Origin of the sequence: Bacteroides sp. AM07-18, assembly GCF_003602695.1 — a bacterium.
GTDB classification, from domain to species: domain Bacteria; phylum Bacteroidota; class Bacteroidia; order Bacteroidales; family Bacteroidaceae; genus Bacteroides; species Bacteroides uniformis.
In genome coordinates this window covers 408,042-431,559 of sequence record NZ_QTLM01000001.1, presented here as the reverse complement: position 1 = coordinate 431,559, position 23,518 = coordinate 408,042, and the positions used below count along the sequence as shown (strand labels likewise).

35 protein-coding genes, 1 tRNA gene and 1 pseudogene are annotated in these 23,518 nt (G+C 40.9%); 3 read left to right on the top strand and 34 right to left on the bottom strand.

Annotated features, from left to right (window positions below):
- Positions 1 to 67: 67 nt before the first annotated feature.
- The 26 genes and pseudogenes from DW096_RS02065 to DW096_RS01945 form a co-directional block, all read right to left on the bottom strand.
- A complete protein-coding gene (locus DW096_RS02065) occupies positions 68 to 457 on the bottom strand; it encodes a hypothetical protein (RefSeq protein ID WP_044468604.1) in 390 nt (129 codons plus the stop codon).
- A gap of 71 nt (positions 458 to 528) precedes the next feature.
- A complete protein-coding gene (locus tag DW096_RS02060; RefSeq protein ID WP_005837065.1) occupies positions 529 to 1,071 on the bottom strand; it encodes a hypothetical protein in 543 nt (180 codons plus the stop codon).
- A 1-nt stretch (position 1,072) separates the two neighbouring features.
- Positions 1,073 to 1,465, bottom strand: a complete 393-nt coding sequence (locus tag DW096_RS02055; protein ID WP_005837063.1) for a hypothetical protein — start codon at positions 1,463 to 1,465, stop codon at positions 1,073 to 1,075.
- On the bottom strand, positions 1,462 to 1,764 hold the full coding sequence (locus DW096_RS02050) for a hypothetical protein (protein WP_005837061.1): 303 nt from the start codon (positions 1,762 to 1,764) through the stop codon (positions 1,462 to 1,464). The genes DW096_RS02055 and DW096_RS02050 overlap by 4 nt, the downstream gene beginning before the upstream one ends.
- Positions 1,752 to 2,081, bottom strand: a complete 330-nt coding sequence (locus DW096_RS02045) for a hypothetical protein (RefSeq protein ID WP_117880660.1) — start codon at positions 2,079 to 2,081, stop codon at positions 1,752 to 1,754. The genes DW096_RS02050 and DW096_RS02045 overlap by 13 nt, the downstream gene beginning before the upstream one ends.
- Complete coding sequence (locus DW096_RS02040) at positions 2,078 to 2,392, bottom strand: DUF6706 family protein (protein ID WP_227212649.1); 315 nt, start codon at positions 2,390 to 2,392, stop codon at positions 2,078 to 2,080. The genes DW096_RS02045 and DW096_RS02040 overlap by 4 nt, the downstream gene beginning before the upstream one ends.
- Positions 2,393 to 2,404: 12 nt before the next feature.
- The gene (locus DW096_RS02035) at positions 2,405 to 2,770 is read right to left on the bottom strand and encodes a hypothetical protein (protein ID WP_117880664.1); all 366 of its coding nucleotides are present in this window, start codon (positions 2,768 to 2,770) and stop codon (positions 2,405 to 2,407) included.
- A 55-nt stretch (positions 2,771 to 2,825) separates the two neighbouring features.
- Complete coding sequence (locus tag DW096_RS02030) at positions 2,826 to 3,176, bottom strand: hypothetical protein (protein WP_118930764.1); 351 nt, start codon at positions 3,174 to 3,176, stop codon at positions 2,826 to 2,828.
- Positions 3,177 to 3,187: 11 nt separating this feature from the next.
- Positions 3,188 to 4,309 carry a hypothetical protein gene (locus tag DW096_RS02025; protein WP_117880668.1) on the bottom strand — a complete coding sequence of 374 codons (1,122 nt, stop codon included), beginning with the start codon at positions 4,307 to 4,309 and terminating at the stop codon, positions 3,188 to 3,190.
- Between the two features lie 11 nt (positions 4,310 to 4,320).
- Positions 4,321 to 4,917, bottom strand: coding sequence for a head fiber protein (locus DW096_RS02020; protein WP_118930765.1), 597 nt, complete (start codon positions 4,915 to 4,917; stop codon positions 4,321 to 4,323).
- A 2-nt stretch (positions 4,918 to 4,919) separates the two neighbouring features.
- Positions 4,920 to 5,555 (bottom strand): hypothetical protein, encoded by a 636-nt coding sequence (locus DW096_RS02015; protein WP_118930851.1) that lies wholly within the window; start codon positions 5,553 to 5,555, stop codon positions 4,920 to 4,922.
- A 164-nt stretch (positions 5,556 to 5,719) separates the two neighbouring features.
- Entirely contained in the window at positions 5,720 to 6,133 is a 414-nt protein-coding gene (locus tag DW096_RS02010) for a DUF2442 domain-containing protein (protein ID WP_117880674.1), read from the bottom strand.
- A 6-nt stretch (positions 6,134 to 6,139) separates the two neighbouring features.
- Positions 6,140 to 6,379, bottom strand: a complete 240-nt coding sequence (locus tag DW096_RS02005; protein ID WP_005824559.1) for a DUF4160 domain-containing protein — start codon at positions 6,377 to 6,379, stop codon at positions 6,140 to 6,142.
- Between the two features lie 149 nt (positions 6,380 to 6,528).
- Positions 6,529 to 8,022, bottom strand: a complete 1,494-nt coding sequence (locus tag DW096_RS02000; protein ID WP_118930766.1) for a phage portal protein — start codon at positions 8,020 to 8,022, stop codon at positions 6,529 to 6,531.
- A gap of 11 nt (positions 8,023 to 8,033) precedes the next feature.
- On the bottom strand, positions 8,034 to 9,302 hold the full coding sequence (locus DW096_RS01995) for a PBSX family phage terminase large subunit (protein ID WP_118930767.1): 1,269 nt from the start codon (positions 9,300 to 9,302) through the stop codon (positions 8,034 to 8,036).
- Complete coding sequence (locus tag DW096_RS01990) at positions 9,299 to 9,814, bottom strand: hypothetical protein (RefSeq protein WP_118930768.1); 516 nt, start codon at positions 9,812 to 9,814, stop codon at positions 9,299 to 9,301. The genes DW096_RS01995 and DW096_RS01990 overlap by 4 nt, the downstream gene beginning before the upstream one ends.
- Positions 9,815 to 10,216: 402 nt before the next feature.
- On the bottom strand, positions 10,217 to 10,957 hold the full coding sequence (locus DW096_RS01985) for a ParB N-terminal domain-containing protein (protein ID WP_120028684.1): 741 nt from the start codon (positions 10,955 to 10,957) through the stop codon (positions 10,217 to 10,219).
- 227 nt (positions 10,958 to 11,184) lie between these two features.
- Complete coding sequence (locus tag DW096_RS01980; RefSeq protein ID WP_118930769.1) at positions 11,185 to 11,859, bottom strand: phosphoadenosine phosphosulfate reductase family protein; 675 nt, start codon at positions 11,857 to 11,859, stop codon at positions 11,185 to 11,187.
- 203 nt (positions 11,860 to 12,062) lie between these two features.
- Positions 12,063 to 12,452, bottom strand: coding sequence for an ASCH domain-containing protein (locus DW096_RS01975; RefSeq protein ID WP_120028659.1), 390 nt, complete (start codon positions 12,450 to 12,452; stop codon positions 12,063 to 12,065).
- Between the two features lie 32 nt (positions 12,453 to 12,484).
- A tRNA-Val gene (locus DW096_RS01970) sits at positions 12,485 to 12,557 on the bottom strand.
- A gap of 71 nt (positions 12,558 to 12,628) precedes the next feature.
- A complete protein-coding gene (locus DW096_RS01965; RefSeq protein WP_118930770.1) occupies positions 12,629 to 12,835 on the bottom strand; it encodes a DUF3873 family protein in 207 nt (68 codons plus the stop codon).
- 21 nt (positions 12,836 to 12,856) lie between these two features.
- Entirely contained in the window at positions 12,857 to 13,372 is a 516-nt protein-coding gene (locus tag DW096_RS01960) for a hypothetical protein (RefSeq protein WP_118930771.1), read from the bottom strand.
- Positions 13,373 to 13,383: 11 nt separating this feature from the next.
- Positions 13,384 to 13,581: a hypothetical protein gene (locus DW096_RS01955; protein WP_118930772.1), complete on the bottom strand. Its 198-nt coding sequence runs from the start codon at positions 13,579 to 13,581 to the stop codon at positions 13,384 to 13,386.
- A gap of 47 nt (positions 13,582 to 13,628) precedes the next feature.
- The gene (locus DW096_RS19255) at positions 13,629 to 13,802 is read right to left on the bottom strand and encodes a hypothetical protein (protein WP_158589289.1); all 174 of its coding nucleotides are present in this window, start codon (positions 13,800 to 13,802) and stop codon (positions 13,629 to 13,631) included.
- A 36-nt stretch (positions 13,803 to 13,838) separates the two neighbouring features.
- Positions 13,839 to 14,092: pseudogene (locus tag DW096_RS01950) on the bottom strand (hypothetical protein).
- 10 nt (positions 14,093 to 14,102) lie between these two features.
- A complete protein-coding gene (locus DW096_RS01945) occupies positions 14,103 to 14,285 on the bottom strand; it encodes a hypothetical protein (RefSeq protein WP_118930773.1) in 183 nt (60 codons plus the stop codon).
- Positions 14,286 to 14,537: 252 nt separating this feature from the next.
- Between DW096_RS01945 and DW096_RS01940 the strand changes: the two genes are divergently transcribed.
- Both DW096_RS01940 and DW096_RS01935 read left to right on the top strand, forming a co-directional pair.
- Entirely contained in the window at positions 14,538 to 14,855 is a 318-nt protein-coding gene (locus tag DW096_RS01940) for a helix-turn-helix domain-containing protein (RefSeq protein WP_118930774.1), read from the top strand.
- Positions 14,856 to 14,857: 2 nt separating this feature from the next.
- On the top strand, positions 14,858 to 15,598 hold the full coding sequence (locus DW096_RS01935) for a hypothetical protein (RefSeq protein WP_118930775.1): 741 nt from the start codon (positions 14,858 to 14,860) through the stop codon (positions 15,596 to 15,598).
- A 53-nt stretch (positions 15,599 to 15,651) separates the two neighbouring features.
- On the opposite strand, the gene DW096_RS01930 is transcribed toward DW096_RS01935, so the two are convergent.
- Positions 15,652 to 16,089, bottom strand: coding sequence for a hypothetical protein (locus DW096_RS01930; RefSeq protein ID WP_118930776.1), 438 nt, complete (start codon positions 16,087 to 16,089; stop codon positions 15,652 to 15,654).
- 595 nt (positions 16,090 to 16,684) lie between these two features.
- Entirely contained in the window at positions 16,685 to 17,233 is a 549-nt protein-coding gene (locus tag DW096_RS01920) for an ASCH domain-containing protein (protein ID WP_117880719.1), read from the bottom strand.
- 49 nt (positions 17,234 to 17,282) lie between these two features.
- Between DW096_RS01920 and DW096_RS01915 the strand changes: the two genes are divergently transcribed.
- Entirely contained in the window at positions 17,283 to 17,786 is a 504-nt protein-coding gene (locus DW096_RS01915) for a hypothetical protein (RefSeq protein WP_117880721.1), read from the top strand.
- 68 nt (positions 17,787 to 17,854) lie between these two features.
- Here DW096_RS01915 and DW096_RS01910 read toward each other — a convergent pair whose 3' ends face one another.
- From DW096_RS01910 to DW096_RS01885, 6 genes are all read right to left on the bottom strand, one after another.
- Positions 17,855 to 18,241, bottom strand: coding sequence for a DUF551 domain-containing protein (locus DW096_RS01910; RefSeq protein ID WP_118930778.1), 387 nt, complete (start codon positions 18,239 to 18,241; stop codon positions 17,855 to 17,857).
- A 2-nt stretch (positions 18,242 to 18,243) separates the two neighbouring features.
- Positions 18,244 to 18,471 carry a hypothetical protein gene (locus tag DW096_RS01905; RefSeq protein ID WP_118930779.1) on the bottom strand — a complete coding sequence of 76 codons (228 nt, stop codon included), beginning with the start codon at positions 18,469 to 18,471 and terminating at the stop codon, positions 18,244 to 18,246.
- Between the two features lie 95 nt (positions 18,472 to 18,566).
- Entirely contained in the window at positions 18,567 to 18,890 is a 324-nt protein-coding gene (locus tag DW096_RS01900) for a hypothetical protein (RefSeq protein ID WP_118930780.1), read from the bottom strand.
- Complete coding sequence (locus DW096_RS01895; RefSeq protein WP_120028658.1) at positions 18,887 to 21,403, bottom strand: DNA methyltransferase; 2,517 nt, start codon at positions 21,401 to 21,403, stop codon at positions 18,887 to 18,889. The genes DW096_RS01900 and DW096_RS01895 overlap by 4 nt, the downstream gene beginning before the upstream one ends.
- Positions 21,403 to 23,142 (bottom strand): DNA cytosine methyltransferase, encoded by a 1,740-nt coding sequence (locus DW096_RS01890; RefSeq protein WP_227212652.1) that lies wholly within the window; start codon positions 23,140 to 23,142, stop codon positions 21,403 to 21,405. The genes DW096_RS01895 and DW096_RS01890 overlap by 1 nt, the downstream gene beginning before the upstream one ends.
- Positions 23,143 to 23,145: 3 nt before the next feature.
- Positions 23,146 to 23,487, bottom strand: coding sequence for a hypothetical protein (locus DW096_RS01885; RefSeq protein ID WP_182416679.1), 342 nt, complete (start codon positions 23,485 to 23,487; stop codon positions 23,146 to 23,148).
- Between the last annotated feature and the right edge of the window lie 31 nt (positions 23,488 to 23,518).

The window sequence follows — 23,518 nt, the reverse complement described above, 5'->3', positions numbered from 1 at the left end:
ACTTCTGTATAACTCAGATGAAGCGTGTCAATCAAATGGGCTATCTGCCCGAAGAACGTTGCGTTTCCTACTGTTTCGGTCTTGCTGCCAGCATCGACACGTTCCTCATCGAGCTGACACACTGAAAAGCCGAAATATCCATCATAGAGAAACAGACTTCCAAGGCATCTTTGACTTCTTCAAAAGTGCCGTTCTCCAATTCTTTGACCAAACTATCATTCCCGCAGATGAAACATGAAATACCTTTCAGCATATCTTCAGTAGCTTCAGGAAGCTCTTTAATAGCCTCCATGATATTATCTCCTCGCAGGGCGATATTGGAAAAATGATGAATGGCACGACAGATAATTTTAATTGTAGGAGGTTTGATGGTATAAACGATTCCACCTATCCCTACATTTTTAAAATCCAGCCCTAATAGGGCATCAGAAACCGTTTTTGCTGCTTGATTATTCATAACATTAAATTAAAAAGGCGGTGAGCAACCACCCACCGCCATCTGAAAACAATCCTTTTACTGAAAAATTATCAACCTTCCGGCACTACAACTTCCGATTCGTCAAACCACTTTTCGGAAGCCAATCCATCTACACCTGTGGAAAGGGGAACGGCCGAAACAGCCAATCCGACAGCCTTATCGGTATTAGAGCCACGGGCATTGATAGCCGCTTTCGGAAACACAACATAAACTCCGTCTTTGGTTTTACCAATCACACATTTATGAATAGGCTTATACTTGCCTCTTTCCCAATTCTTTTCTGTGGCTTTACCACCTTGTAAATCAGCCTTTGTAGCATAATCATACTCACCAATGGTGAAGTTGATTTTCACCTCACCCGGTTCAGACGTTTCCCGGTAGTACTCACCAGTCAAAGCGTTTTTGTAACGAGTTACACTTGCCTCTGCTTCTTCGTATTGATACGTGTCACCATGCACATTCTTGACCCGCTTCGTTGCTGCGTTTTTCAAGATGGTGGCTACTTCTGCGCCTGTTAATCCGGCAGCTGGAGTAGTAACCGTTTTAATCGGTTCTGCATAATACAGTTCGTCAATTTCTACTGCTGTAATCATATCATTTTACATTTAATACATTAAACAAAATTCTCACATTCACATAATGACACTTCAAAGCTGTGTCCGCTTCTGTACCGATAGAATCAATAGAGTAACGATATGTCATACCATCATAGGTGCTTACTACATCATCAAACAGCTTGCCAGCCTTTCTTTCAAGTTCGTTAAGCCGGATTGTGTTCGCTTCATTCTCGCTTAAATTGGGTACACATAGATTCACTTCTGCGAAAGATTTCTTCCAATAAGTTCCCGGCTGTTGTTTCTTCGTGTGGATGACAATCCTTTCGGACTTCAATTCACCCGTCAGCGTTTCTCCTGCTGGTACTATGTCTATTCCGAAAATCTTGCAGTCCCGGTAGAGGATGTTTCCTATGTCGGTGGTTACTATCATCGTTCAAATCTATCTTTCAATCTTTTTTCTGTCCTTATCGCTGCACTTCCTGCAACTTCAAATCCTTTGGATTCCACGAATGAAGCATAATCAGCTTCGTTTTTCAGAATTAAGCCATCTTCATTAACCTCATAATCATTCGATTCTCTCAAATGTTTTGTGTGGTCTTGATAGTTTCCGGTAGCTTTTGCATCTTCAACAAATGCCTCTCCCTCTTCTTTCATGCCAGCAACGACTTCGCTTGTTCCGTCCTCAAAGAACTGGTCAACATCCGAAAAGTCTGCATCTATTCCAACCATATTACTCTATAGGAAAAATAGTTTGTTTCCAAAGGGCTTTTAGCAACTCCTTCACCTCTTATGCTTCCATCGGCATTCAAACAACGAACCTCTGCACCTGCTTCAACCTTTGACGGCTTGTCAAAGACTACCTTGTACTTGAAATCATACAAAGCACCATTGATAGATACTTTCTTTTCCGCACTTACATCATCACAACGGCATTTGCACACCTCCTTCCAGCTTTCACCACCGGTACCGGGAATAGGTCTTCCGAACTCATCCTTATCCATCGGGGTGATAACCTTAACCTGCAATATGTGGGAAGCGAATATCATAAGAAAGTCACTTTAGGTTTGTTACTCAGTTCGTCTTTCAAACCATACTGTTTGCACAGCCATGAGTACAATTTCATTAGGCTATCAACATAATTAGACCAAGACACAGAAAATCCGCTTTCGCTGACCGAAGATGGATTTTGTATCATCCACGGAATTTGCTTTGCACAAGCGACCTCTAATTTTGCCCGATTTTCCTCGGCAAAAGGTTCTTCACCATCCAATCCCGTTCTTGAAAGTATATTTTCAACTACAAGATTAGACGGGGTGTTCTTATCAAATACGCTTAATACAAACTCCTTGTTACTCATGGCTGATATCATTCAATATGGTGTAATCAGTTTACTATATGCGGTATAGCTATAATGCGTACAATGTTTAGATTTATAGATGTATCTGAACGGACATTTGGGAACATTAATTCGTACCCCTTGAATAGCCATTCCCTCTTTTATCGAACACATCATAGCCGGGTTATTTGCAACCAAAAACATGGGATGCGTCATGGTCAGTACAACACAATCAGCCGGAGCCGTTTCCAAAGTGATAAACTGAATATCCGGCAGACCAACATCAACAGATGGATTCACATACTCACACTTGGGAGATTCCACACTTGATGCCTGCACGTCCAACGAGACCAAAGACATCATCAAAAAGCCACACATGGCAAAAATAAAATTCTTCATTTCTTTTCTGGTTTATAAAATTAGACAATGGAAGGGTAGAAACACTACCCTATCCTTACTCGATACCTAATGCTTCTTTCAGCTTGGCAGTTGATTCTTCATCCAGTTCTGAGACCTTAGCCAAAAGAGTTTCTTCTTTCATATTGCCGGAAGCTTGCGCACCGATAGACTTCAAAGCATCAATCAAAGCCTTCTTCTCAAACTCCTTTTCAAAGAGGGAGATTTTCACCTCCTTCTTTTCTTCAGGGGCTTTCACTTCGGGAGCTTTCACCTCAACCCGTTCAGCGAGTTTACGGCTCTCCATATCCAACACACGGGATTCTTCAGCAACTTCAATCACTTCACCCGGACTGTAATACTTACCGGTGAATTTGTCGCGGAAAACAGATATAACCTTTACTTTCATATCCTACCTCCTTATGCTGATTGGATGGATGCAATTTCGCTCAGGTCGAAATTGGTAATCAAGTCCGGGTTGGAAATCTGCGGAATCCACTCTGCCGTATATTCCATGTAGCGACCGTTCTTATCACGGTAGTTGGAGATAAGCATCTGCCCCTCTGACGGGATATAAGTACGTCCTTGTACTGGGTCTGTCGCTTCATACGGGGTATGATGGCGCATATAACCAATGTTGTCAGAAGGCAACAGAGTAATGCGGTTATCCGCGTAAATCTGCACATTCTTTCCCGTCTGGTCTTTTACGTAGTCCTCCTTGATTTCAATATGCGGCAAACCGATGCCGGTGAACACTTCGGAAGCCAAAGAAGAGGAAACCAATCCCGTACTCAACTTCATTTCGTTGCTGCCGAGAATCATCTTGTACTGCTCACCAAATTCAGATGAACCAAGAATAAGCTTGTTGAAAGATGCACGGGTCATTATCATCTTGGCATAAACACCAAAATCCGGAGCTAAAGAATGAAGTTTCTCTCTCAAATAAGAGATAAGCATATTCTTTCCGTCCACAACCACATCTCCACTTTTCGGCTTGATAAAGTTGAACGGAAGGGCAATCTCCAGCAGTTTATTATTGGTCTGACCGGAAGTGATTGCGGCATCTTTGTTGTAAACGGTGGCTTCACCAAGCATCAACAGCGCACCGACAATAATATCCATACGCTTGTGGGCGGCAAGGGTAATCTGACGGTAGTCGTCTGCCAGGAAGTTTACAATCTCTTCCATTGCAGCCTTTTGGTCGGCTGGCTTAGCTGCATTGAACTTGTCAATCAAATCCTGCAATTCGGAAAGACGGTCAATAGACATCTGATAAGCATCACCCAAATAGGCAATCTCACCATATCCGGAACCGATGTTCCGACGCTCACGGATGGGTTTCTCTCCAAAACGTGAATTGATAGAGCCGGCCATAACTCCGGTTACAGAACCGATATAATCCTTGAACACACGAGTAGTCACTCTGCGGAAAGTAAGATACTGCTGCCAATAGATTGTGTCCTTGCGTGTCTGGTTCACACGTCTGATGATAGCGGAAACAATGTTCGCATCATCGAATAATGTTTGAATCGTTAAAAACATATCCTACCTCCTTACTCGTTAAATTCAAACCATCCCTTCATGTTGGCTTTATCGTTCTCGGAGAACGGCATAACCAATTTTGAGGGTTCAATTTCTGCGGCTGTACGAAGCAATGAAACCAATGTGACTCCGTCCTCAACCTTTGTACGGTTAAACAGAGCCGAATTAGCTACATGCTTTTGTTTTAAACCATCAACTGCAACCGCATTGAATAATACGGCATCTTTGGCGATATTCTCACCAAAAGCAGCCTTGATAGTCAATACATCATAACCGACATTAGATTTATCAATTGCCGTTACTTCTGCACCTTTCTTGCCGCTTCCGACAAACATACCCACATAAGCCAAAGAGTTCTTGGCTACTTTGATAGACAAAGCCTCTCCACCAGTGGTATAGGCTTCTACTACTCTCACATTGATTACCGTGTATGCGAACTTATTTTTCAAGTCCGCACAAATCGGTGTAAATCCGGGAAGAAAACTTCCCACTACCAGGTTCTGCGTGTCGAGTTTGAACGGGCCACGTCTACGAATACCGGTCTGGACATCGTAGCGTTCCTCTTGCTCAACAGGTGGAACCAAATCGTACTTAAATCCTGCTGACATAATTAAATTTTGCTTTGTTCAACAATAGTTTTTGTCCCTTCGTCAATCATCTTGGCGAGAGATTCACTCTCTTTCTCCATCTTCTGCTCTGCTGATTCGGGAGGGGTCACGCCTTTGAAGCCGTCATTCGCGAACTCCTGTTTCAAGTCCTTGAAATAAACGTCCAAGTCCTCATCATCCTTGATGGCGCATCGTTTGGCGTAGTTTTCGGGAATACCATACTCCTTTGCTTTTGCCAAAATCTGCTGGCTACGTGTTGCTTGAGCCTTCTCCGTTTCAAACTGTGTTAGCTTGTCAGAAAGGCTCTTGTTGGAATCAATTAAAGCTTGCGCCCATGCAGGCACATCGTCTTTATTCTCTTCCGTTTTGATGGTTGTGGTAGTCTCGATTGGCTTACCGTCTTTAAGGTTATGTTTCTTCTCGTAGTTGGAAACTGCGGTCTTGGAAGCATCCCCGACACGGAAATCACCATAGGAATTTAGCACGTCCGAGAAGCTGATACCCTCAACAATGGAGTTTACCTTTGTCTCGTCCGTTACACCCTCTGCCTTCTTAGTGGCAATTCGGGTTAAGATAGCAGTGTCCACCCCAGTAAACTTCTGTTGCAGCCCTGCCAAGATTTGTTCTAAGATTGTCATACCGTATGAATTTGATTTATAAATTTCTACGGTAAATTTCGGCATTAATAAGCTATGTGAAAAATTATCAGATAGGTGATACACGACAATGAAACGATTGTCGTAAAATGGTATAAAAAAGGCGTGAAACCGAATGGAATCACGCCTAAATAAAGTATTGTAACTTATGCCGGTACAGCCATTAATTCACGCCCTACTGAACGTATTGTTTCTATAATATCTTCAAAACGTTTCTTAGACGGCTTCTTTGTTCCGCTTACATATTGAGCAAACAAACTCTGAGAAATACCTAAACGTCGTGCTATGGCAGCAGCATTCAATTCAGGATGAGCTATAAATAAATCATAAAGAGGATTAGATTTCCTTTCCCGAAAGAATCCCTCAAAACTCAAATCTTCATCAAGCTCTTTCCAATGTATTCCGTCATGGCTCGTTGTGAAATTTGCGCGCTGCGCAGGAGTAGCCCATTTCAGCCTTTGGAAATCTGAAAACTTCTCACATGCCTCCTTCCCGTCAGTGGTACGTATCCATACCTCCGTATCAGTCAACCATACCTTTTCAACTATGATATTTTCCATAACCACTTATTTTGATTTATTAAAAAATTTATTCCAATGCTCTGCTATTACTTCTTGATTTTCTTCTATAACTGATTCTACAAGTTTCAGTTCAGATGACTTCAAGCCATTATTTTTGATTAATGTAACTGGAAATAAAGTGAATTTAGCACTTACATCCCCTTTGATTACATGAACATGTATAGGCTCATGGTCATTAGCGTAAAACATAAAACGAAAACCAAATAAAATAAATATCGTTGGCATACCTTTCTCTATTGATTACCCTACAAATATAGGTAATTATTTAATTACCTACAACTATTCAAGCAAAAAATTAGCGGCAATTCTTTGATGTTGCCGCAAAATATTCTATTTTTCTTGTACTAAAATTATAATCCCTATAATTTTTCTGACTAAGAGGCATTTTTCTGTCCCTTATTTCCGATTTGCTCATTCTTTGCCGCTTGCTCCTCCTTGATTTCTGCAAGCTCCTCTTCTACCCTATCAGCATTCCCGGCAAACATGATTCCCTCACGCGTTGACCAGATGCCACCACTGACAGCGGAAACGGCAGTAGTCACCTTATCATTCAAATCATCAATCATATATGGAACCAGTTCTGTTTCTATGTCAATGGTTTGCGATGCCTTGCTAAACTCGGTTGGATTGATAGAGCCTAAAGCGGAAACAATGAAATTTACTCTCCGCTGTAAAAACTCGCCGATAACCTCACCGTGATTTTCTACCGCCATGTGTGCACCCATGAACATAAAGCGGAAAGCGGTTCCTGATGCTTTGCCTACCCCCTTCAACGTCTCAAAGGATATTCTTGGAGTGTTTGACATATCATAAGCCATATTGGTGAGTGTTTCTGCTTCAAAACGTACCGTATCCGGAACTTGGTTCCACGTCAGATACTGGGCATCCGCACCTTCACCTGTAAGTTTGACCATTCTATCCTTAACCTTACCCATGAAACCCTCCACGTCACCGATAAGTTTCAATAAAGGGAAGAAATGATAATCGATGCAATCTGCATAATTGGATAATAATTTCTCCAACCGAACCCGAAAAGTCTTTATCTTTTTGCAATAAGGTTCAGGACGGTAGGCATAGAGAACCGGTAATTTGGGGAATCCATGAGTAAAAGGCGTTCTTTCTTCATACCCTTTAGATAAATCCCACTGATAGACCATCTTATCAGTGATAGTCATAAAGCAAGTTATCTCCGAATCATCCATGAGCTTCTTCTTGTACTCACGTGAGAAAGCAATCATTTTACCTTCATCGTTAAAGAACGGGTATAGTTTATCACCTCTGAATGGAGACCATAACACGCTTTTCAGTTTCTTGGTGGGCTTGACCTTGCCACCGAACGTAGTCTTAACTTTCTTCCAAAACTTTGCCCAAAACGAATCATCATCGGTAACATACCAATATTCTGCCGCTTCTTGTTCGGAGAGCCAGGCACGGACAATCTTCTTGTTTTGGTATTTGATTTTGTTGGATTTAAATACAGCCTTTACCGCATCCAGCAGCTTCTTTTCATCATCATCAGTCGGAGTGCAATCCATAGACGGTTCTGTGCCGACCGTGAAAGCAGTTTGAATATTCACTATATCCTGTTCCAATGGAATGGAAATACGGTTCACCGGTTCAGTCTTATACTTTGCTTCGATTTCATAAGTCTTACCAGTTTTTTCATCGAAGTGTTTCTCAGCTTCTTTTTCAAGAACCTTTCTGTCCGGATACTTCTTTTTGTCAACCATAATTTCATGGCGTTCCGGATTCCAATCGTCCCAAAGTTTACAACAGTCGGGAAGTTCAGTCTTCCTACCTTTCTTCAGGTAGTTTATCTTCTGCCCGATATCGGGCAATGCTAATATTTCTTCTAAATTCAATGGCATAGCTTATATTTTTAGTGTGTGAATATTCCAGTTAAATCTTTCGGCTTCAAAATGCGTCCAAGCAAACAACCCAATACATAATATCTAATGGCATCCATCAAATGATTATATTCATCTACTGGCTCATTGATGTAGTTTCCATCCTTATCTTTATCCCAAACATATTTCCGAAGTTCAGTAATAATATTGTAAGAGCGTTCTGTTACAAAGAACTCCATGTCTTTAATCTTATCAATACCCGCTTTGATGGAGCCGGGAAACTTATCTACCGGATAGATATTCACGCCTCTGTTCTTTATCTCTTGAATCAATCGAGGGTCTTGCGAATCGGCAAAAACTTTCATAGAGAAAGGCTTTAACCTATTGGCAATAGCCGACGAAAGCATATCCGTTTCATAGAAAAGTTCATCAACATACAAACGGTTATCAATAATGCCACATCTTACAGCAGCGGAAGGATCATTAGTAAAGCCGAAGTCCTGCCCTATTCCTACCTTTTTGCATTCCTGCGGGAACTCTTTCACAATTCCCCACTTCTTGAACACAGCACCTTCTGCAACGTCAGCCCACCGGCCGATAACCACATGACCATACTTTTCAGGATTACTCACCTTTATATCCTCCACCTCTTTTAGAAACTCCGGTGAAAGATTCTCCAAATTATCAAAGTAAGTCGTATGAATGTGGAGCACATTCGGATGAGTGGAAATCTGAACCTGCACACCATCAATCTCTACCAGCTTGTGAGTTTTCTCAATGTATTTCTTGTAGATGAAGTGATTGGAATCGCAAGGATTCATAATGATGATAATCCGGTTCTGAATCCCTTTCTTACGGATGGAGAGCATTATCTTGTCGAACTCATCTTCGCTTGTCCACTCTTCCGCTTCATCGCAGACGAAAGTCGTAATGCCTTGAATGGATTTCAGTTTTGCTGTCTGGTTCCCGGAAGAAGTCTTGATACCCCGGAACATGATACGGCTCTTAGTCATCTTATTGACTATGTCCGTCTTTGTGGTCTTGAAATATTTCGTGGTTCCGTCCAAATCTATCTTCTCCATCATTTCGGGGATGATAGACATACCGGCAGAAACCATCGTGTAACGGGTGTAAAGAATCTGATGAACTATCTTCTCTACGGGAGTCATTTCAAAAGTCAACCGCTCAATAAAGGTAGAAGCATTGAAAGACTTTCCGCTACCACGCCCACCGGTGATAAGAATTATAAATTTTTCCTTATCCTCGTATAATGGATGGTAAATTTCTTGAGGTACTATCATTTCAGCTTGTCTTTAATCCAGGAATCAATGTTGATGCCGTGCTCTATGTCTGTTGGAATATCAGCATCTTCATCTTGTCGACGTTCAATCTTTCTCCAATCCTCATCGTGGTGATACAGCCAAACGGACATTGCTTGCAAATTTGGAGCTAACTCGCTTTCGCTAACTTGTAATTCGTCCTCACCTGTCAAATTTCCCTCTGAATCACGGAGCTTTCTTACCACGGTGCTTTTGGTTTTTATGCCACCGAGAGCCATTGCAAGGAATTTAGCCCTTACAGTGGCATTGATTGTCGCGCGCCCACGCGCTAAGACTTCGGATATTTCGGTGTACTCACTTTTCTTTTCGCAGAAAGTTTGTGGTAAAATCCCTATGGCATAGGCTATTTCCTTGTCAGTGAATCCCTTTTTGGCATACGATTCCACGAGAGAAAGAAAGTCCTCGCTTGTATAATCAAACTTTGGCTTTCTTCCTCCTTTACCTTTTCTATTTTGAGATTCACTATTGCTCATATTACTTCTTTAATTTTCCACATTTCTCACATTGTTCATACCTGAACTCAGAGAACATCACACTACCTTTCCAAACATAATGATGAACACAAAACAGGTTTTGCTTTAGAACATTCTTTATCCAAAGTATAAAATCGCCAATCATAATTTTAACCGTTATTGTTACCCATATATACACGGCGAGAAATTGGCTTGTTTCCATAGACATCAACTCCTCTTTTTGAGAAATAGCTATCTATTTTCTCAGCATATCTTCCCATTATAGATTTCGTTCTATCCCTTATGTTTCTTTGTCTTGCAGAACCTAACCCGTATTGCCTTCCAGCGTTGTACATTATTCGTCTGGACTGCTGATATAACTGGCTATATGTTTTCTTTCTAACTCAGCTTTCCTCCCAATAATTAATCTATTCTTTCTACTTGTTCATCAAATACTTCTCCCTTTATGAACTTCATATCCGGATCATACCCGAACCTTTCGCAGAAAGCGGCTTTAGCTTCATAGGTATCAAAGGACAACATCACATAGGCATCCATGTTCTCGACTTGCTTCTGTGCGTTTTCTTTTACCTGTTGCTTGACTTCCTTCATGTGGGCAACCTTTTCGGCACGTTCCAACTGCTTGGCGGCTTTATCGGCTTCTTTCTGTTCTGTTACAGGCGACATCATGCTTTCCAGTTCGTCAGCAATGGAGCTTTCTTCTTCGGTCTGCAAAAGGAAATCAACCCCAATCATATTCAAGTCGGCATCCGTCAATCCTGCATCTTTCCAGTCAATATCAGGAACAATACGGGCAAGAGCGTCAAAATCCCAAGAACCTTGTGCATTAGGGTTGTTCATTAGAATATTCAACTCCTTTTCCTGCTGTTCGTCCACGTCAATGACATCGACACGAATGCGATAGTCGTTATCGGGAAACTTTTGTAATTCGTCCATGACAGACAAACGCTGGTGTCCGCTGACTACGGTAAGACCTGTACGCTTATTCACAACTATTCCACCTACCAATCCGAATTTCTTGATGCCACGTTTCAGTGTCTTACGTGATTCATCAGATAGTTTTCGGGGATTATAATCCGCAAAGTGAATGGCAGAACGATTAAGTTCCACCGATTCACTCTTTATGTATTTACTTAGTTCCATATCATCCATTAGTTAACCCCAAACGTGAACGCATTGCATTTACTGCGGCTCTATTTCCTTGTCTTTGATAAATAGGAAGCAATGCACCTGCATTTGCACGAAGTATTCTACCTTGTCTATTTATGCCACCACGTGATACATTTTGATTATTAGCAGCAAGAGCACGCATCGTTTGTCTTCCTATTTCTTCTGCTGTTTTTGTTCTTCTTCTAACTCGGCTTTCCTCCTTACTTTTGTTGATTATGATACTCCCAAAGCACTCTTTCAGCCATCGGGAAAACTTTGTAAATTCTCTGTAAATCCTGCGGGTAATTCTTCTCCATCCAAAGCATACAATCAAGATTGAAACCTACTCCCGAACTGGCTTTCAATGAATATCGAATTGGTTCGGGTAAATTGTGCTGCCTCATATAAGCAAGAATATCCTTTTGTGTCCAATCAGCCAAAGGATAAACCATACCGTTATTCTCGTAACCGTTTACCTCATACCCTTTCAACATAAGCCTACGATTCATACCATCAGCTTTTTTCATGCCCAAGAATGTATAATAAACTCCATGAGTAAGCTGCATAGCCTTTACCACATCTGCCAACTTCAATAGCTTTACTTTCGGATTTGGCACACAATACATACCGCCACGGAGAATATAAGTAAGGTTCCAATGTGGTACTTGAACAAACTCTATCTTCGGATACTTAGCTTTAGTCCAGTTTATCCAACGGTTAATATGCTCCAAATTCTTGACAAAGTACATGAACACGCAAACAATCCGGTCAAACTTTGGATAGACTAAATCAAGCAGAACAAGCGAATCCTTACCAAGTGATAAAAACAGTAAAGCCTCATTCGATTTTACCCGAATGAGGTCTATATACCGGTTCGCTTGTTCTACCTTGCTCATAGCTAACCACCGCTTAAACCAAATGAAGTACGAAGATCACTGTAACGCTGTCTGCGTGATCCTAACTGTGTGGCACTTGCTGTACCTCTACGATTGGCAACCAATCTACCACCTGCCCCTGCACCATTCATATTTCTGCGAGGCCCGGCTACTCTGTTAATTCTTCTTGCGACTCTGCTTTCTAATTTTAAAAGTTAAACAAATCAATCTATATGTTTCTCTAATATCTTGCCCAACGTGTAATCAATTTGAGCAGCTAAATACTCTTCACCTTGATGCTCGTAAATAATATCGTTACCGTTTTCATCAGTAAGGATAACCGCTTCTGCCGCCTTTACCTCAACAACGATATAAGGGCGTTTGCCTGTATAAGCACCTGTAAGAAGTTTGATGGCATCATACTGAATTGGCTTCAACTCAACTTCACCTTCTTCAGGTAATTCTGCATCAGCCGGATATTCTTTACCACCACAAAGGTAGGTGATATACTTCTTTGCGTTGGTAGGCCTGATTTCACGGTATTCGTGAGTTTTCTTACCGGCCAAGATTTCATCAAAATACTTTTGCTTAATACTAAGCGTCAAAATGTTCATAATCGTGTAAATTTAAAAGTTAATAATCATAGTTGCGGGGCAGGGATTCGAACCCCGGACCTCTACCAAGTCAAAGTAGCGAGCTGACCACTGCTCTACCCCGCGATAGTACCCCAAAGGTACTACCACAACCAAAGATAACGAAATATCTTCAATTGTTATACACGACAATCGGCTTATTGTCGTGAACTAAGCCATTTATCACGTCTTTCTCTACATGCCTCTAAGGTAGGCGCACAACAAGAAAAAAGTTCACCGCTATCAGTACGGTAGTCGTACTGGTACATTCTCACTCTTTTTCCTCTCAACCTGGTGTTGTAGGTAGTGTAATTCTCTTTACCAGTTTGGCATACGCTGCAACCATTCTTGTTTATTGAGTTCATAAGATATATGTTTTTTAGGTTTCAATCCTTATAATCATTCATACTACCCCATCCACCAAATATATCTTCATCATTCTCACAATTAAGTCGAGCACGTTCTATTTCTTTATTCATACTATGTGAAAAGCCACTCAAATCTCCTAATGACAGGTCTCCAAATGATGAGTATTCTTGTGTTCTGGGTCTATATGTTTTACATATTCTGTATTTTTCAATACTTTTACATACAGGGTTATCCTTTTCAGACACTTTGTAGGATGTATATTCTCCATTGAATGTAAACGGTGTTTTTAACCTTCCCAATGCTTCCATGTCCTTTATATGCTTGTACATCATTTCAACCGGAAAAGTCATTGGTAAGCGTTCTCTCTTAATCATTATAGCTATCGCATCATATAATGCTTGCTCTTCATCGGTCAGTTTAAACCAGTCAATATTCTCAAAGCACCACATTATATACCCTATGTGGGTAAGTATGATGTACTTTATATCTTGTCCTTTGTATTTACCAAAGGTTAATACTCTTTCTTGATTCATAATCTACAATATTAATGTTTCACATTCAACCTTTCTTCACTTGTATAAGCCACTACAAGCCCAGTTTCATCATGTTGTATGGTGATGTACTTTTCACCCCTTTCTATGGTGGTAAAATCGCACATACTACATAACTTACCCAATACCTTGCCCAGTTGTTTCATCAGTGGGGCTTCGGGGCTGATAACTAAAACTAAATCCGCTTCCATAATCGTGTGTATTGTGGTAGCCCGAAGGCTACCGGATTAAACTTCAGTCAATCTGCCATACGTTTCTTTGCCGTGTTATTTTGACGCCTTGCAAACTCTTTGGCTAATTCGTAATCTGCGAAATAATTGATACGATTACCTGTTTCAGTGTTTACTACCTCATAAACCTTGCAACCATACTCAATTGATTCGCGAACTACATATTTACTCTGCTGGTTCATATTCTTATAGGTTATGCAGGGCTTTCGCCCTGCTGATTAAACATTTAATACCGTAATCTCTTTGTTGCCTATCTCTGTATCTACATTCAGAACCTCGTACTTTTGAGCCTTGTAGTTATAAACAACCTCACATGTATTAAACCTCTGCCATCTTCTCTTTGGTCATAAACAGTGTTTATATGCTGATACATCTTATTACCTAACATGAAGCTTACCTTACCTGTTGTACAGAAGTAAAATGCTACCGCATACTTCAATGTTTTCTTCTCATCAATTTTCTTTGTTGCCATGATCGTATATTTAAGCGTTAATACCAATTGCGTTTCTCATAAAGCCGCTTGCTTGCTCTACTGACATACCCAGCTTCTTTTGAATCAAAATGAGCATACAGCTTACTTGTTCTTTTGTGTTCAAATTGCCTTGTACAAACTCTGACATGATGAACTTCTCTATTGTTCTTTGTTTAATTACTGATGCTGCCATAATCGTATATGTTTTAATTGTTATTACTTCGTTTCTGATGGTGCAAATGTATGGGTTTATAATTACACTTCAAATAGAATAAAGATAAAAATGTAGCTGTTTAATAAACATTAGTAAAAATGCAATTGTAAGGGTATACAATTACACATTTATTAATAAACCAATCTTCTTGATGCAATAAATAGCTACTTTTATTGCATTATTGATTTTATCATATTATATTTGTTCCGTTTATTATAATATACATTTGAAATGGATATAAAAAGCATCATTAAAGAAAAGGGCTACACCATTCAGGATGTAGCAAAAAAGATGGGTGTAAATAGAGTTACTCTTACTCTTACCTTACAAGGAAATCCCACCTACAAAAAGTTGAAAGAAATAGCCGACGCCATTGATTGCAATATAGTTGACTTCTTCCGAGACGAAACAAATAACTCTTCCACTTGTAAAGGAGAAGATAACGAACTCACTGCCCTTATCCAGCACAAAGGAGACTTTTATAAAGCCAGTACCATAGAAGAACTGGAACAAATTGTAGAGAAAATTAGAATAGAGAAAGGAGAATAGGTATGGATTGGATAGATACAAATTCACTTATTAGTATTTGTACTTTCGCTATAGGATTAACCCAATTTTTATTTTGGAGATACATAGCCAAACAGAAATCTTATGAAACTGAAAAAGGAAAAAATCTTGCCACTAAAGAAGATATAGGAGAAATCACTAAAGAAATTGAATCTGTAAAAAATACCTTTACTATTGAAACAGAAAAATTGAAAGCTAAATTAACATTATTCACAAATGTACAATATGGAATCATTTCAGAAGAAAGAAACGCAATCATAGAATTTGTAAAAAGTTTGTATAATTTGGAAAGCTCTATATTTAAAACTCCTACGAAAATTACCGATAATAAAGCTATAGAACGAGAAATGGAGAATATGGACAATGCTCATTATGCCCTGAAATGCGCTCAAGCTCTTTTTAATCTTTACATAGAAGATGATGAACTTAAAATAGAAGCTATAAATTTAATAAAAGACACTGTAAACCAAATAAATATACTGCAAAAAGCCTATGGGGAAATAATGATAAAAAATATAGAAATTGAGTTAAGAAAAAAAGAGGTATACGAAAATACAACAGCCAAGAGAGATATAATGAAAAAAGTTTTTCAAGAAAGACAGGAAATATATACTAACGCTCGCGAAAAAACTACAAATTTGTATTCTTCATATATAAAAGACCGCGCTATTTTTGAAAACAAATGTAGAACTCGAATATATAAATTATTAGAGCCGGAGCACTAAACTCCGGCTTTATTGCAACCATACAAATCTAATAAAATGAAAGCAAGTCACAACTAATTGATTAGCCCTTTGATTCTTAACCGATTGACGATTTCGGTGTAAAGATACTCTATATCCCCGCTGAAATCCCCATAATTCTGATAGAGAAACACGACATCAGCACAGTTGTCGGAAATTGTACTCTTGGACTGAACCCCAAGCACCTTTGACATCTCCTCACGTACCCCTGCTGCCATTTTTCCACCGGCAAGCGAACTTGGAGAAAATAGGTACAGGATAATGAAAATGAACTTCTTCCGCTGGGTTACACTGTCAATATTCGGGGGACATCCCCTTTCATTCAACACCTCAACGAATATTTTGTAAATTTCAAGGATAAGGCTTTTGTCTTTCAAAATCGGGGCGGTCAAGGCATTTTCTTCCTCTGAAAGTTCCGATTTCTCAATACGAATCTTTTTAATACGAATTATTTTGTTAAAATCCAGCTTCATAACACGATTATTTTAAATATAAATAGTATATTTGCATCATAATCGTGTGAGGAGCTGATTCATGGTCGTGCGTGGGTTGGCTCTTTCTTTTATTTAACAGACTTATCCTTTTCCTGAATAACCCGATTTTTCTCGTTCACCTCCCTACCCCACATCATAGCGGAATAGATGGCTTTTGCATACAAAAAGAGTTCCTCACAACTGGTAAGGAACTCAACTCGAAAGGCTGCGCATTTCGCATCAGTCCAAACTGTTTCATTTCTACTCATTGGCTATTTGTTAATTTTGTAAATCTATTACGTTAATGGTTAACATACATATCCGTTTGCTAAACCATGTTATAAGATGGCTGAACAAAGGCTCATAATTTGCATAACTCCCACAAATCCGTACCTTTGCAATGTGTTTTTTATAGTATTAGATTAAGGTTAAACAAAGATTGGCTGTCTGGGATAGATAGCCTTTTTTGTATCTATCAGTCACCTTTGTTCTCATCCCTATACTTATGCTTCCAATAGCTATTTAAACAGTTATATACAGTAACGCAGATTATCAAAACTGTTACAACAAACCAATACCAATCAAATTCCATATCCTACTTTATTACATTCCACTCACTTTCCATAATCACATAGTCACACTTGTTGCATCGATGCAGATAAGTCGGGAACGGAGCCGTCGTATAATCTTCGACAGCTATTTCTATACTGCCACATTCCGGACACTCAATTTTTACCTCTTTAATACCGGAATAGTCCCAGAAAGACAGTTTCCCTTTCACGTTCTCAATAGGTTTGGAGTAAAGGATAGGATTAGCCAGTACCCAGTTATAAACTCCTTTCTCTGCCCAGATGGAAGAGTAATCCACAACACAATCCACAATTTCGACACTTCCAATAATAGCAGAATTTACATATCCATTGCCGCAAATAATCTCACTCTGGAATCCAAGTGAAAAGCTATCCCATTGCCTTTTCGTAAATACACTATTAGGATTAATCATTTCCACGGGGACGGCGCTTGAATGAATCAGCACCCTCTGCCCTAAGTATTTCTTAGGACACGGCCAAGTTCGGTTCTCAATGTCTTTAATACCGTGGACTATCAAGGATGCCCAAGGTTGTTTTATGGTTATTGCTTTCATAAATTATTTTTTATATTTACATTTGCGGAAAAATTTAATCTCAAATCGAATGAAAACTGAAACGGATGAATCTAAGTATTTTGTAGCACCACACAGATTAGTAGAAATAGAGGAAGAAAGAAAGCATATAGAGAATATATTTTATGCCAGATTTAACTACTTCATTTTGTTTTTTACCCTCTTTCTAAGTATAGAAGTCGCTATTTTCTTAGGAGATGCTATCCAAGCTGAATATAAATTAACTATACTGATAATATTATCTTTTTTAGGCTTTATTATATCAGCATTTATTTGTTGTACACTCCTTAAAATCAGAAAAGCGTTGGAAGTAACACTCAAATACAGGGACAGAAGTTCTATAACTGCCAAACTCATACGAGAAGACTTAGGAGAAAGGAAAAAAGGTTGGAATAGATATTTCTGTTCAGCAAACTACATACTCAGTTTTACAATTCCTCTTTTATGTAGTTTGTTCATGCTGTTGATTGGCGGCCTGCTAATATGCTGTAAATACATGCACATAGAGCTATTCGTCCTTACTAAATGTCCATAATATATTGAATCCAAGTTTGGTAATATACTTCTAATTTCTATTTCACAATTTTACTTTCTTTTCCATAATCAATCTCCTTTCTCCTTAATCCGTTCCAGTACATCCTTGTTTGCTTCGAGTATCTCATCGAATGAGGGGATAGGTTTCCAATGAGTAACATATCCAGTCTTGATGTAGGGATATATCCATTTATTCACTTCTCGCATTGCCATTTCATCAATACTACCATCAACATATTTCACTTGACACATGCCTTTTGCTAGTTCGTTAGGTATTGCATCCTCTACGCTTATCCACGGTGATTGCTTTGCCTGCCATTCAGCACCAGCCTTGAAACCTCTCGTCAGCCCATTGTCATAATCGACCACATTTTTTACCTTAAAAGGCAGTTTATCTAAATTATTGGATTCATAATTGGCAAAGTTCATTGCCGCTTCTTCTACTGTCTGTCTCATAACTATTTAGAATATTGTTGTCTCTTTGTACAAGTACCAGTACCAAATGCACCAATCGGGCAATCATCACAATAAAAAGTTACGCTTCTATAATCTACATCACTCCCACATGGATGTTCACTAAGCTCCATAACTTTTTCATTCAGAAGCTGTACATCTTCTTTGAGTTTATCTACCTCACTAATAGGGGTTAAAGCTCTATATTCTTGTTCTGTTAATATGTATTGCATAATTCCTTACTATTCAGTTATGAGCAAAAGCCACCGGTTTCCGCTCGTGTTAATACTTCATGTGCAGAAATGGCTTCTTTTTGCACACGTTAATCTCAATTCATTTCTCTTTTTCTATTCCGCTCGCTCTGTACCTCTGCCATACACATCTTGCACCATGACGCTTTCAGATGGTATTCCTTACCGTTACGACGGGCTATTCTATCGAAGAACCGGGATAATGGAAGTGCTCTACCGCAACGGGTGCACAGTTTACGCTCCACTCCGTCAACCACCACCCGGTTACGGGGTTTCCTCCTCACGATTTCACATGGTCCGCATTCGGACGCACCGTACCTCCTGCAATAGGCAAGTGAGTGCTTGCCGCACTTGGCGAAGGAGGTGCAATCCGAACGGGGAACTATCTGGTGAATGTTCATACGGCATCATTCATTAAGTCGAACAATGTGGGTGCGCTGACCTCCATCTCTGCCTCATACAGATATGAAAGACTATCTTTCCAGTAGTCGTAATTGAGTTCGGTTGACAGACCTTTCCTCCCCAGATTGATAGCGCAATAGGGAACGGTGCCGATACCTCCGAACGGGTCAAACACCAGTTCACCCCTGTTTGAATACCGTTCAATCAATCTTTCGACAATATCTAACTGAAGGGGACAAATATGATTCTGCCGTTTCTTCTGCGACTGCTTGGTATTGAGCGTGCGCATACGGGTGACATCATCCCATATCCAATCTTTCTTGCTTACCGGGTCAACGGCCATGAACGTTTTAGGCAGCTTTCCGTATGTTTCCAATTCCTCAGCGAATGATACATGTTCCTCGTAGTTATATATATGCTCACGTTCGTAGTTCCTGAACAGATGGCGTATCTTATCTATTCCGGCTCCTTTCATGTCCTCATAGCTCAATAGAGAGTTACCAGAAGATTTCCAACTTGCATGGGCATCTATCTGCCAACGGGCAAGCGAATATTCACTCTTATTCTTTGTCACCGGCAAATCAGCATAGGCTCGTGAGGTATCAGAAGGCAACTTTCGGAAGAGAAGAACATATTCCGGGCAACCGATACCCATCTTTGAACCGTCCTTGCACATCTCCGTATATCCAAGCCGATAAGTCTGGTTGTTCTCCCTTACCACATCCGTATCCACCGTGATGCGCCCCATGTAGCGGAAACCGTGTTTCATGTAGTGGAATACAGTCATTTCACTGAACGGGTCGATAGTGGGCATACCGTCACCCGTAGCGTTGCCAAACAGTACACGGTCTTTCACATGGATGCAAGCTAACCTACCGGGTTTAAGAATACGCATAAGCTCCGGTGTAAGATAATCCATCTGCTCGAAGAACTTGCCGTTGTCCTCATTATGCCCGAAGTCGTTATAGGTCGGAGTGTACTCATAGTGGTTGGAGAACGGGATGCTGGTTACAATCAAGTCCACCGAATTACTTTCCATAGTCTGGCATTCAAGAACATTGTCATTATTGATTGCCCTCCACAGTTTGCCGGACTTTTCTTCCCTGCTGGCAAACATCCACCGCATCATCTTCTCCTCTGCCTGCAAGCCGAACAAACCGTTCTCGCGGACTATATCGGTCATCTTGGCTACCATCTCGCGGTGTTGCGCCCACTTCTGCATGAAGCTCTTGTATATCTCTCCCTCACTTTCCGCATAGACCAGATAAAGGTCAACCGGATGCTGCTGCATGAAACGGTAGATACGGGCTATCGCCTGGAACTTGTCGTTGAAACGGTAGTCGATGAACATGATTGCCTTATGGCAGTGGTACTGGAAGTTCAAACCTTCACCAAGCATCTCCGGTTTGGCAGCCAGATATTTCAGACGGCCGTCCTTAAAGTCCGCTATCACTTCGTCGGCTTCCTCATCATCCTGCGAGCCGTACACAGCCTTACATCCGGGTATGGCATCACACAAAGCCTTCCGTTCATTCTCCAGGTCATGCCATAAAAGGAAATGATCGTCTTTGTTTTCAGGACGGTTAATGATTTCCACCACACGGACAATCTTTTCCTGCATGTTGTCCCGACGTTCTTTCGCTGCGTCGGCAAGTCCGAGAGCAGCCTCACGGAACATCTTCACTTGTCCGTCACGGTCGGTTCCGGCAGTGGAGTTATCAACACTAACCACTTCTTCATGTACACGCAGTTCCGGCAATTCATATCCGGTATCGGGGTAACCAAGGTCGGACGGTTTGGTGAGGAACAACGCCCATGTACTTACCCACAACCAGAACTCCTTCTCCTTGTGCGGATAAAGGGTAAGGTTATTCGCCTTCGTGCTGTCACGCTGAAAGAAACGGGTAAGCGCCTGCCCGGTATCCATCACACCGAGATAACCGGCATAATGTATCAGTTCCTTATATCTGTTGGGCGATGGCGTGGCGGTGGCGACAAAGCGGTAGGGAACATCCGCAAACAAGGGAAGGAACTCCTGATAGGTCTTGGTACCGAAACCACGTAATACGCTCGCTTCATCCAATGATGTTGCGGTGAAGTAGGAAGGTTCTATTCTTACACCATCTTCACCGTCGCGCACACGCTCGTAGTTCGTAACCATGATGTCAGTCGGGCATATCATCACATCAGCCATAGCTCGTACATAGGTCACTTTCATGTGCAGATGTTGTTCCGCTTGTGTAAGGAACTCGACCACTACACGCTTGGGGCATACGATTAATCCTTTGCCGCCTTTGTGTTTCAAGACTACCCGAAGTATCTCCAACTGGGTTACGGTCTTCTGCATACCGAAACTGGAGAATATAGCACGGCATCCACCGGATATTGCCCAACGAACGGTATCTTTCACATGGGGATATAACGACAAGGTTAATTCATCCGGATTGACCTCGAACCCGGTCTGACGGCTGATGGCCATCTTGTCTTTTAAAAATTCTATATATTCTTTCATTAAGCTACTTCTTTTAATTTCTTCAATCTTAACTCTCTAAGTTTTGCACAAAGTGCTTCGGCATTCTTCTTTGCCTGTGTAACCTCTACCGCATTTCCGATAAACTTCTTCTGGTCAGCTTGTGTACCAACTAACACATAATCCTCCGGAAAGCCCATGATACGTTTTAGTTCAGGAATGCGAAGCATCCGCATTTTAATATCCACTATGCCATACAGTGCCATGAACTCCTTTATCTTCACGGTCATAGGACTATCATTGTCGTAGATTTCAATCGCTACCTGACCGCTTTCTGTTGCTACCAGATAGGGCGGCATCTTATCCATTCGTGCTATCAGGGTGAAGCAGGGGTTATCAACGGAGCCGCCAGCACTGTTGAACTGTGGATTCATCAGATAATGCCATTTCCGGTTTGCGGTTATTGTCTGTGCCGGTTCCTCTATGTTGCTACCAATATTTGAGAAAGAAGTATTCATAATCCAAAGCTTGCATGTTATAAGTTTTTGCTTGGGATTGGTTAAAATTGCCGGACAAATATTGTCAATACTTGTATGTTGTCCTCCACCGGAATACTCATTGGCGATAAACCTTGGAGTTACTAATGATAATCTGTCTTTTGTTGTAACTGTCGCAGACGGCTCGTCTACCGAACGGTTAAAGCCGTTCCCATAGTGCGCTGACACGAAGGCATGATGGTCCCTGCATGTGATTGTTCCGGCAGGCTCTTCCACTGATACATTCTTGCTTTCGGGATGTCCGCTGAATTGTTTGGAAAGAAAGCAAACTTGCGCTACTCCAAGTCTGTTTTGTGTTGCTACCACCGGACATGGTTCGTCAATCCCAGGAGCGTTATATTTCCCCGTACGGCTCATAGAATTATACTTCACGAGGAAGGCATCCTTTCCTCCGGCTACAAACTTGATAAGTCCGGCATAGATACGCTCAAGCGTTTTCTCTGCAAGAGGCTTTTCCCTGAAGATGGTAGTTCCTTCATCAGAGAAATCAAGCACATCCTTTACCGGCTTCCACTTCTCCAGCCGCGAAAACATATCTTGCCTACCACCCTTACAGTGGGTCGGTTCAGGGAATACTATCGGCAAACTCTTTTTAGCAAAGATGCCGAAGAAGCGTTTTCTTGTGGTATAGGCGCCGAAATCGGCAGCATTCAGGATACGGTGTTCAAAGTTGTAACCATATTTTTTCACGTTGCGTACCCACTTCTGATAAAGTCTTCCTTTATCCATGCTGATAGGTTTCCCATTCTCATCCATATCTCCCCATGACATAAACTCTTCTACATTTTCAATCTGAATGTAGTCAGGGTCTATAACATCAATATAACGGAAGAGATGTTCTGCCAGCGTCCGGCTATCAGCATCTCTCGGTTGACCGCCTTTAGCTTTCGAGAAGTTGGTACACTCCAAAGAAGCATGAAGCATTATCATCGAATCAGGATATAATTCACGGATACGTTCAACAATAGTATTTATCGGTGAAAGCTCCAGTGTACGAATATCCTCAATGAAATGAAGTGCATCAGGAATGTTGGCATCATGTGAAAGGACAGCATTCTTATCGTGATTCACACAGCAAACGACTTTTGCACATCTATTGCCATTTAAACGGGCTTCTTCCACGCCTTCCGACAAACCACCGGCCCCACAGAATAGGTCTATGACAAATAATTCAATGTCGGACAACCCTTCTAAGCTGCATAATATCTCTTTCAATGATTTCATAACTCAATCAATCTCCTTCGGTTTCCAGTCATTAGGAACTTTTGCCCATTCTCTGAAAGCACTGTTGAATCCGTCCAAATCGGAAAACATATCCATCTTGGCGGTATCGGTGGTTACAAGGGTGGCGAACTCTTTGAAATACTTGTCGGCAACTCTAACAAAGTCGTTGTGCAGCTTCTTCAAGTTTCCAAGCAGAAGACCGTTTTCAGCCATTAAGTCGCTCGCTTCTTCCACCAAGCTGTTGGCTTCACAGTTCAGCAGGTGTGCAGCGGATAGCAACATGTTCATTCTGTCAATGCTACCATTGGCTACGGCGGCGTCAATTAGTTGTTTTCTTGGTTTCATAATCGTGTATCTTTTTTTCATCAGTTACAAG

Excerpts from the sequence above, each read along its gene's own strand:
- DW096_RS01985 (WP_120028684.1), bottom strand. The coding sequence starts at position 10,957 with ATGGAACTAAGTAAATACATAAAGAGTGAATCGGTGGAACTTAATCGT.
- DW096_RS01935 (WP_118930775.1), top strand. The coding sequence starts at position 14,858 with ATGGATTGGATAGATACAAATTCACTTATTAGTATTTGTACTTTCGCT.
- DW096_RS01975 (WP_120028659.1), bottom strand. The coding sequence starts at position 12,452 with ATGAACATTTTGACGCTTAGTATTAAGCAAAAGTATTTTGATGAAATC.
- DW096_RS02030 (WP_118930764.1), bottom strand. The coding sequence starts at position 3,176 with ATGAAAGTAAAGGTTATATCTGTTTTCCGCGACAAATTCACCGGTAAG.
- DW096_RS02010 (WP_117880674.1), bottom strand. The coding sequence starts at position 6,133 with ATGGAAAATATCATAGTTGAAAAGGTATGGTTGACTGATACGGAGGTA.
- DW096_RS01890 (WP_227212652.1), bottom strand. The coding sequence starts at position 23,142 with ATGAAATCATTGAAAGAGATATTATGCAGCTTAGAAGGGTTGTCCGAC.
- DW096_RS01920 (WP_117880719.1), bottom strand. The coding sequence starts at position 17,233 with ATGAAAGCAATAACCATAAAACAACCTTGGGCATCCTTGATAGTCCAC.
- DW096_RS01895 (WP_120028658.1), bottom strand. The coding sequence starts at position 21,403 with ATGAAAGAATATATAGAATTTTTAAAAGACAAGATGGCCATCAGCCGT.
- DW096_RS01900 (WP_118930780.1), bottom strand. The coding sequence starts at position 18,890 with ATGAACATTCACCAGATAGTTCCCCGTTCGGATTGCACCTCCTTCGCC.
- DW096_RS02065 (WP_044468604.1), bottom strand. The coding sequence starts at position 457 with ATGAATAATCAAGCAGCAAAAACGGTTTCTGATGCCCTATTAGGGCTG.
- DW096_RS01930 (WP_118930776.1), bottom strand. The coding sequence starts at position 16,089 with ATGAAGCTGGATTTTAACAAAATAATTCGTATTAAAAAGATTCGTATT.
- DW096_RS01910 (WP_118930778.1), bottom strand. The coding sequence starts at position 18,241 with ATGAGACAGACAGTAGAAGAAGCGGCAATGAACTTTGCCAATTATGAA.
- DW096_RS02020 (WP_118930765.1), bottom strand. The coding sequence starts at position 4,917 with ATGTCAGCAGGATTTAAGTACGATTTGGTTCCACCTGTTGAGCAAGAG.
- DW096_RS02025 (WP_117880668.1), bottom strand. The coding sequence starts at position 4,309 with ATGTTTTTAACGATTCAAACATTATTCGATGATGCGAACATTGTTTCC.
- DW096_RS01995 (WP_118930767.1), bottom strand. The coding sequence starts at position 9,302 with ATGATAGTACCTCAAGAAATTTACCATCCATTATACGAGGATAAGGAA.
- DW096_RS02060 (WP_005837065.1), bottom strand. The coding sequence starts at position 1,071 with ATGATTACAGCAGTAGAAATTGACGAACTGTATTATGCAGAACCGATT.
- DW096_RS01945 (WP_118930773.1), bottom strand. The coding sequence starts at position 14,285 with ATGGCAGCATCAGTAATTAAACAAAGAACAATAGAGAAGTTCATCATG.
- DW096_RS02035 (WP_117880664.1), bottom strand. The coding sequence starts at position 2,770 with ATGAAGAATTTTATTTTTGCCATGTGTGGCTTTTTGATGATGTCTTTG.
- DW096_RS01960 (WP_118930771.1), bottom strand. The coding sequence starts at position 13,372 with ATGAATCAAGAAAGAGTATTAACCTTTGGTAAATACAAAGGACAAGAT.
- DW096_RS02045 (WP_117880660.1), bottom strand. The coding sequence starts at position 2,081 with ATGATATTCGCTTCCCACATATTGCAGGTTAAGGTTATCACCCCGATG.
- DW096_RS02040 (WP_227212649.1), bottom strand. The coding sequence starts at position 2,392 with ATGAGTAACAAGGAGTTTGTATTAAGCGTATTTGATAAGAACACCCCG.
- DW096_RS02000 (WP_118930766.1), bottom strand. The coding sequence starts at position 8,022 with ATGCCATTGAATTTAGAAGAAATATTAGCATTGCCCGATATCGGGCAG.
- DW096_RS01885 (WP_182416679.1), bottom strand. The coding sequence starts at position 23,487 with ATGAAACCAAGAAAACAACTAATTGACGCCGCCGTAGCCAATGGTAGC.
- DW096_RS01955 (WP_118930772.1), bottom strand. The coding sequence starts at position 13,581 with ATGGAAGCGGATTTAGTTTTAGTTATCAGCCCCGAAGCCCCACTGATG.
- DW096_RS01990 (WP_118930768.1), bottom strand. The coding sequence starts at position 9,814 with ATGAGCAATAGTGAATCTCAAAATAGAAAAGGTAAAGGAGGAAGAAAG.
- DW096_RS01915 (WP_117880721.1), top strand. The coding sequence starts at position 17,283 with ATGAAAACTGAAACGGATGAATCTAAGTATTTTGTAGCACCACACAGA.
- DW096_RS02005 (WP_005824559.1), bottom strand. The coding sequence starts at position 6,379 with ATGCCAACGATATTTATTTTATTTGGTTTTCGTTTTATGTTTTACGCT.
- DW096_RS02055 (WP_005837063.1), bottom strand. The coding sequence starts at position 1,465 with ATGATAGTAACCACCGACATAGGAAACATCCTCTACCGGGACTGCAAG.
- DW096_RS19255 (WP_158589289.1), bottom strand. The coding sequence starts at position 13,802 with ATGAACCAGCAGAGTAAATATGTAGTTCGCGAATCAATTGAGTATGGT.
- DW096_RS01980 (WP_118930769.1), bottom strand. The coding sequence starts at position 11,859 with ATGAGCAAGGTAGAACAAGCGAACCGGTATATAGACCTCATTCGGGTA.
- DW096_RS01905 (WP_118930779.1), bottom strand. The coding sequence starts at position 18,471 with ATGCAATACATATTAACAGAACAAGAATATAGAGCTTTAACCCCTATT.
- DW096_RS01965 (WP_118930770.1), bottom strand. The coding sequence starts at position 12,835 with ATGAACTCAATAAACAAGAATGGTTGCAGCGTATGCCAAACTGGTAAA.
- DW096_RS02015 (WP_118930851.1), bottom strand. The coding sequence starts at position 5,555 with ATGACAATCTTAGAACAAATCTTGGCAGGGCTGCAACAGAAGTTTACT.
- DW096_RS02050 (WP_005837061.1), bottom strand. The coding sequence starts at position 1,764 with ATGGTTGGAATAGATGCAGACTTTTCGGATGTTGACCAGTTCTTTGAG.
- DW096_RS01940 (WP_118930774.1), top strand. The coding sequence starts at position 14,538 with ATGGATATAAAAAGCATCATTAAAGAAAAGGGCTACACCATTCAGGAT.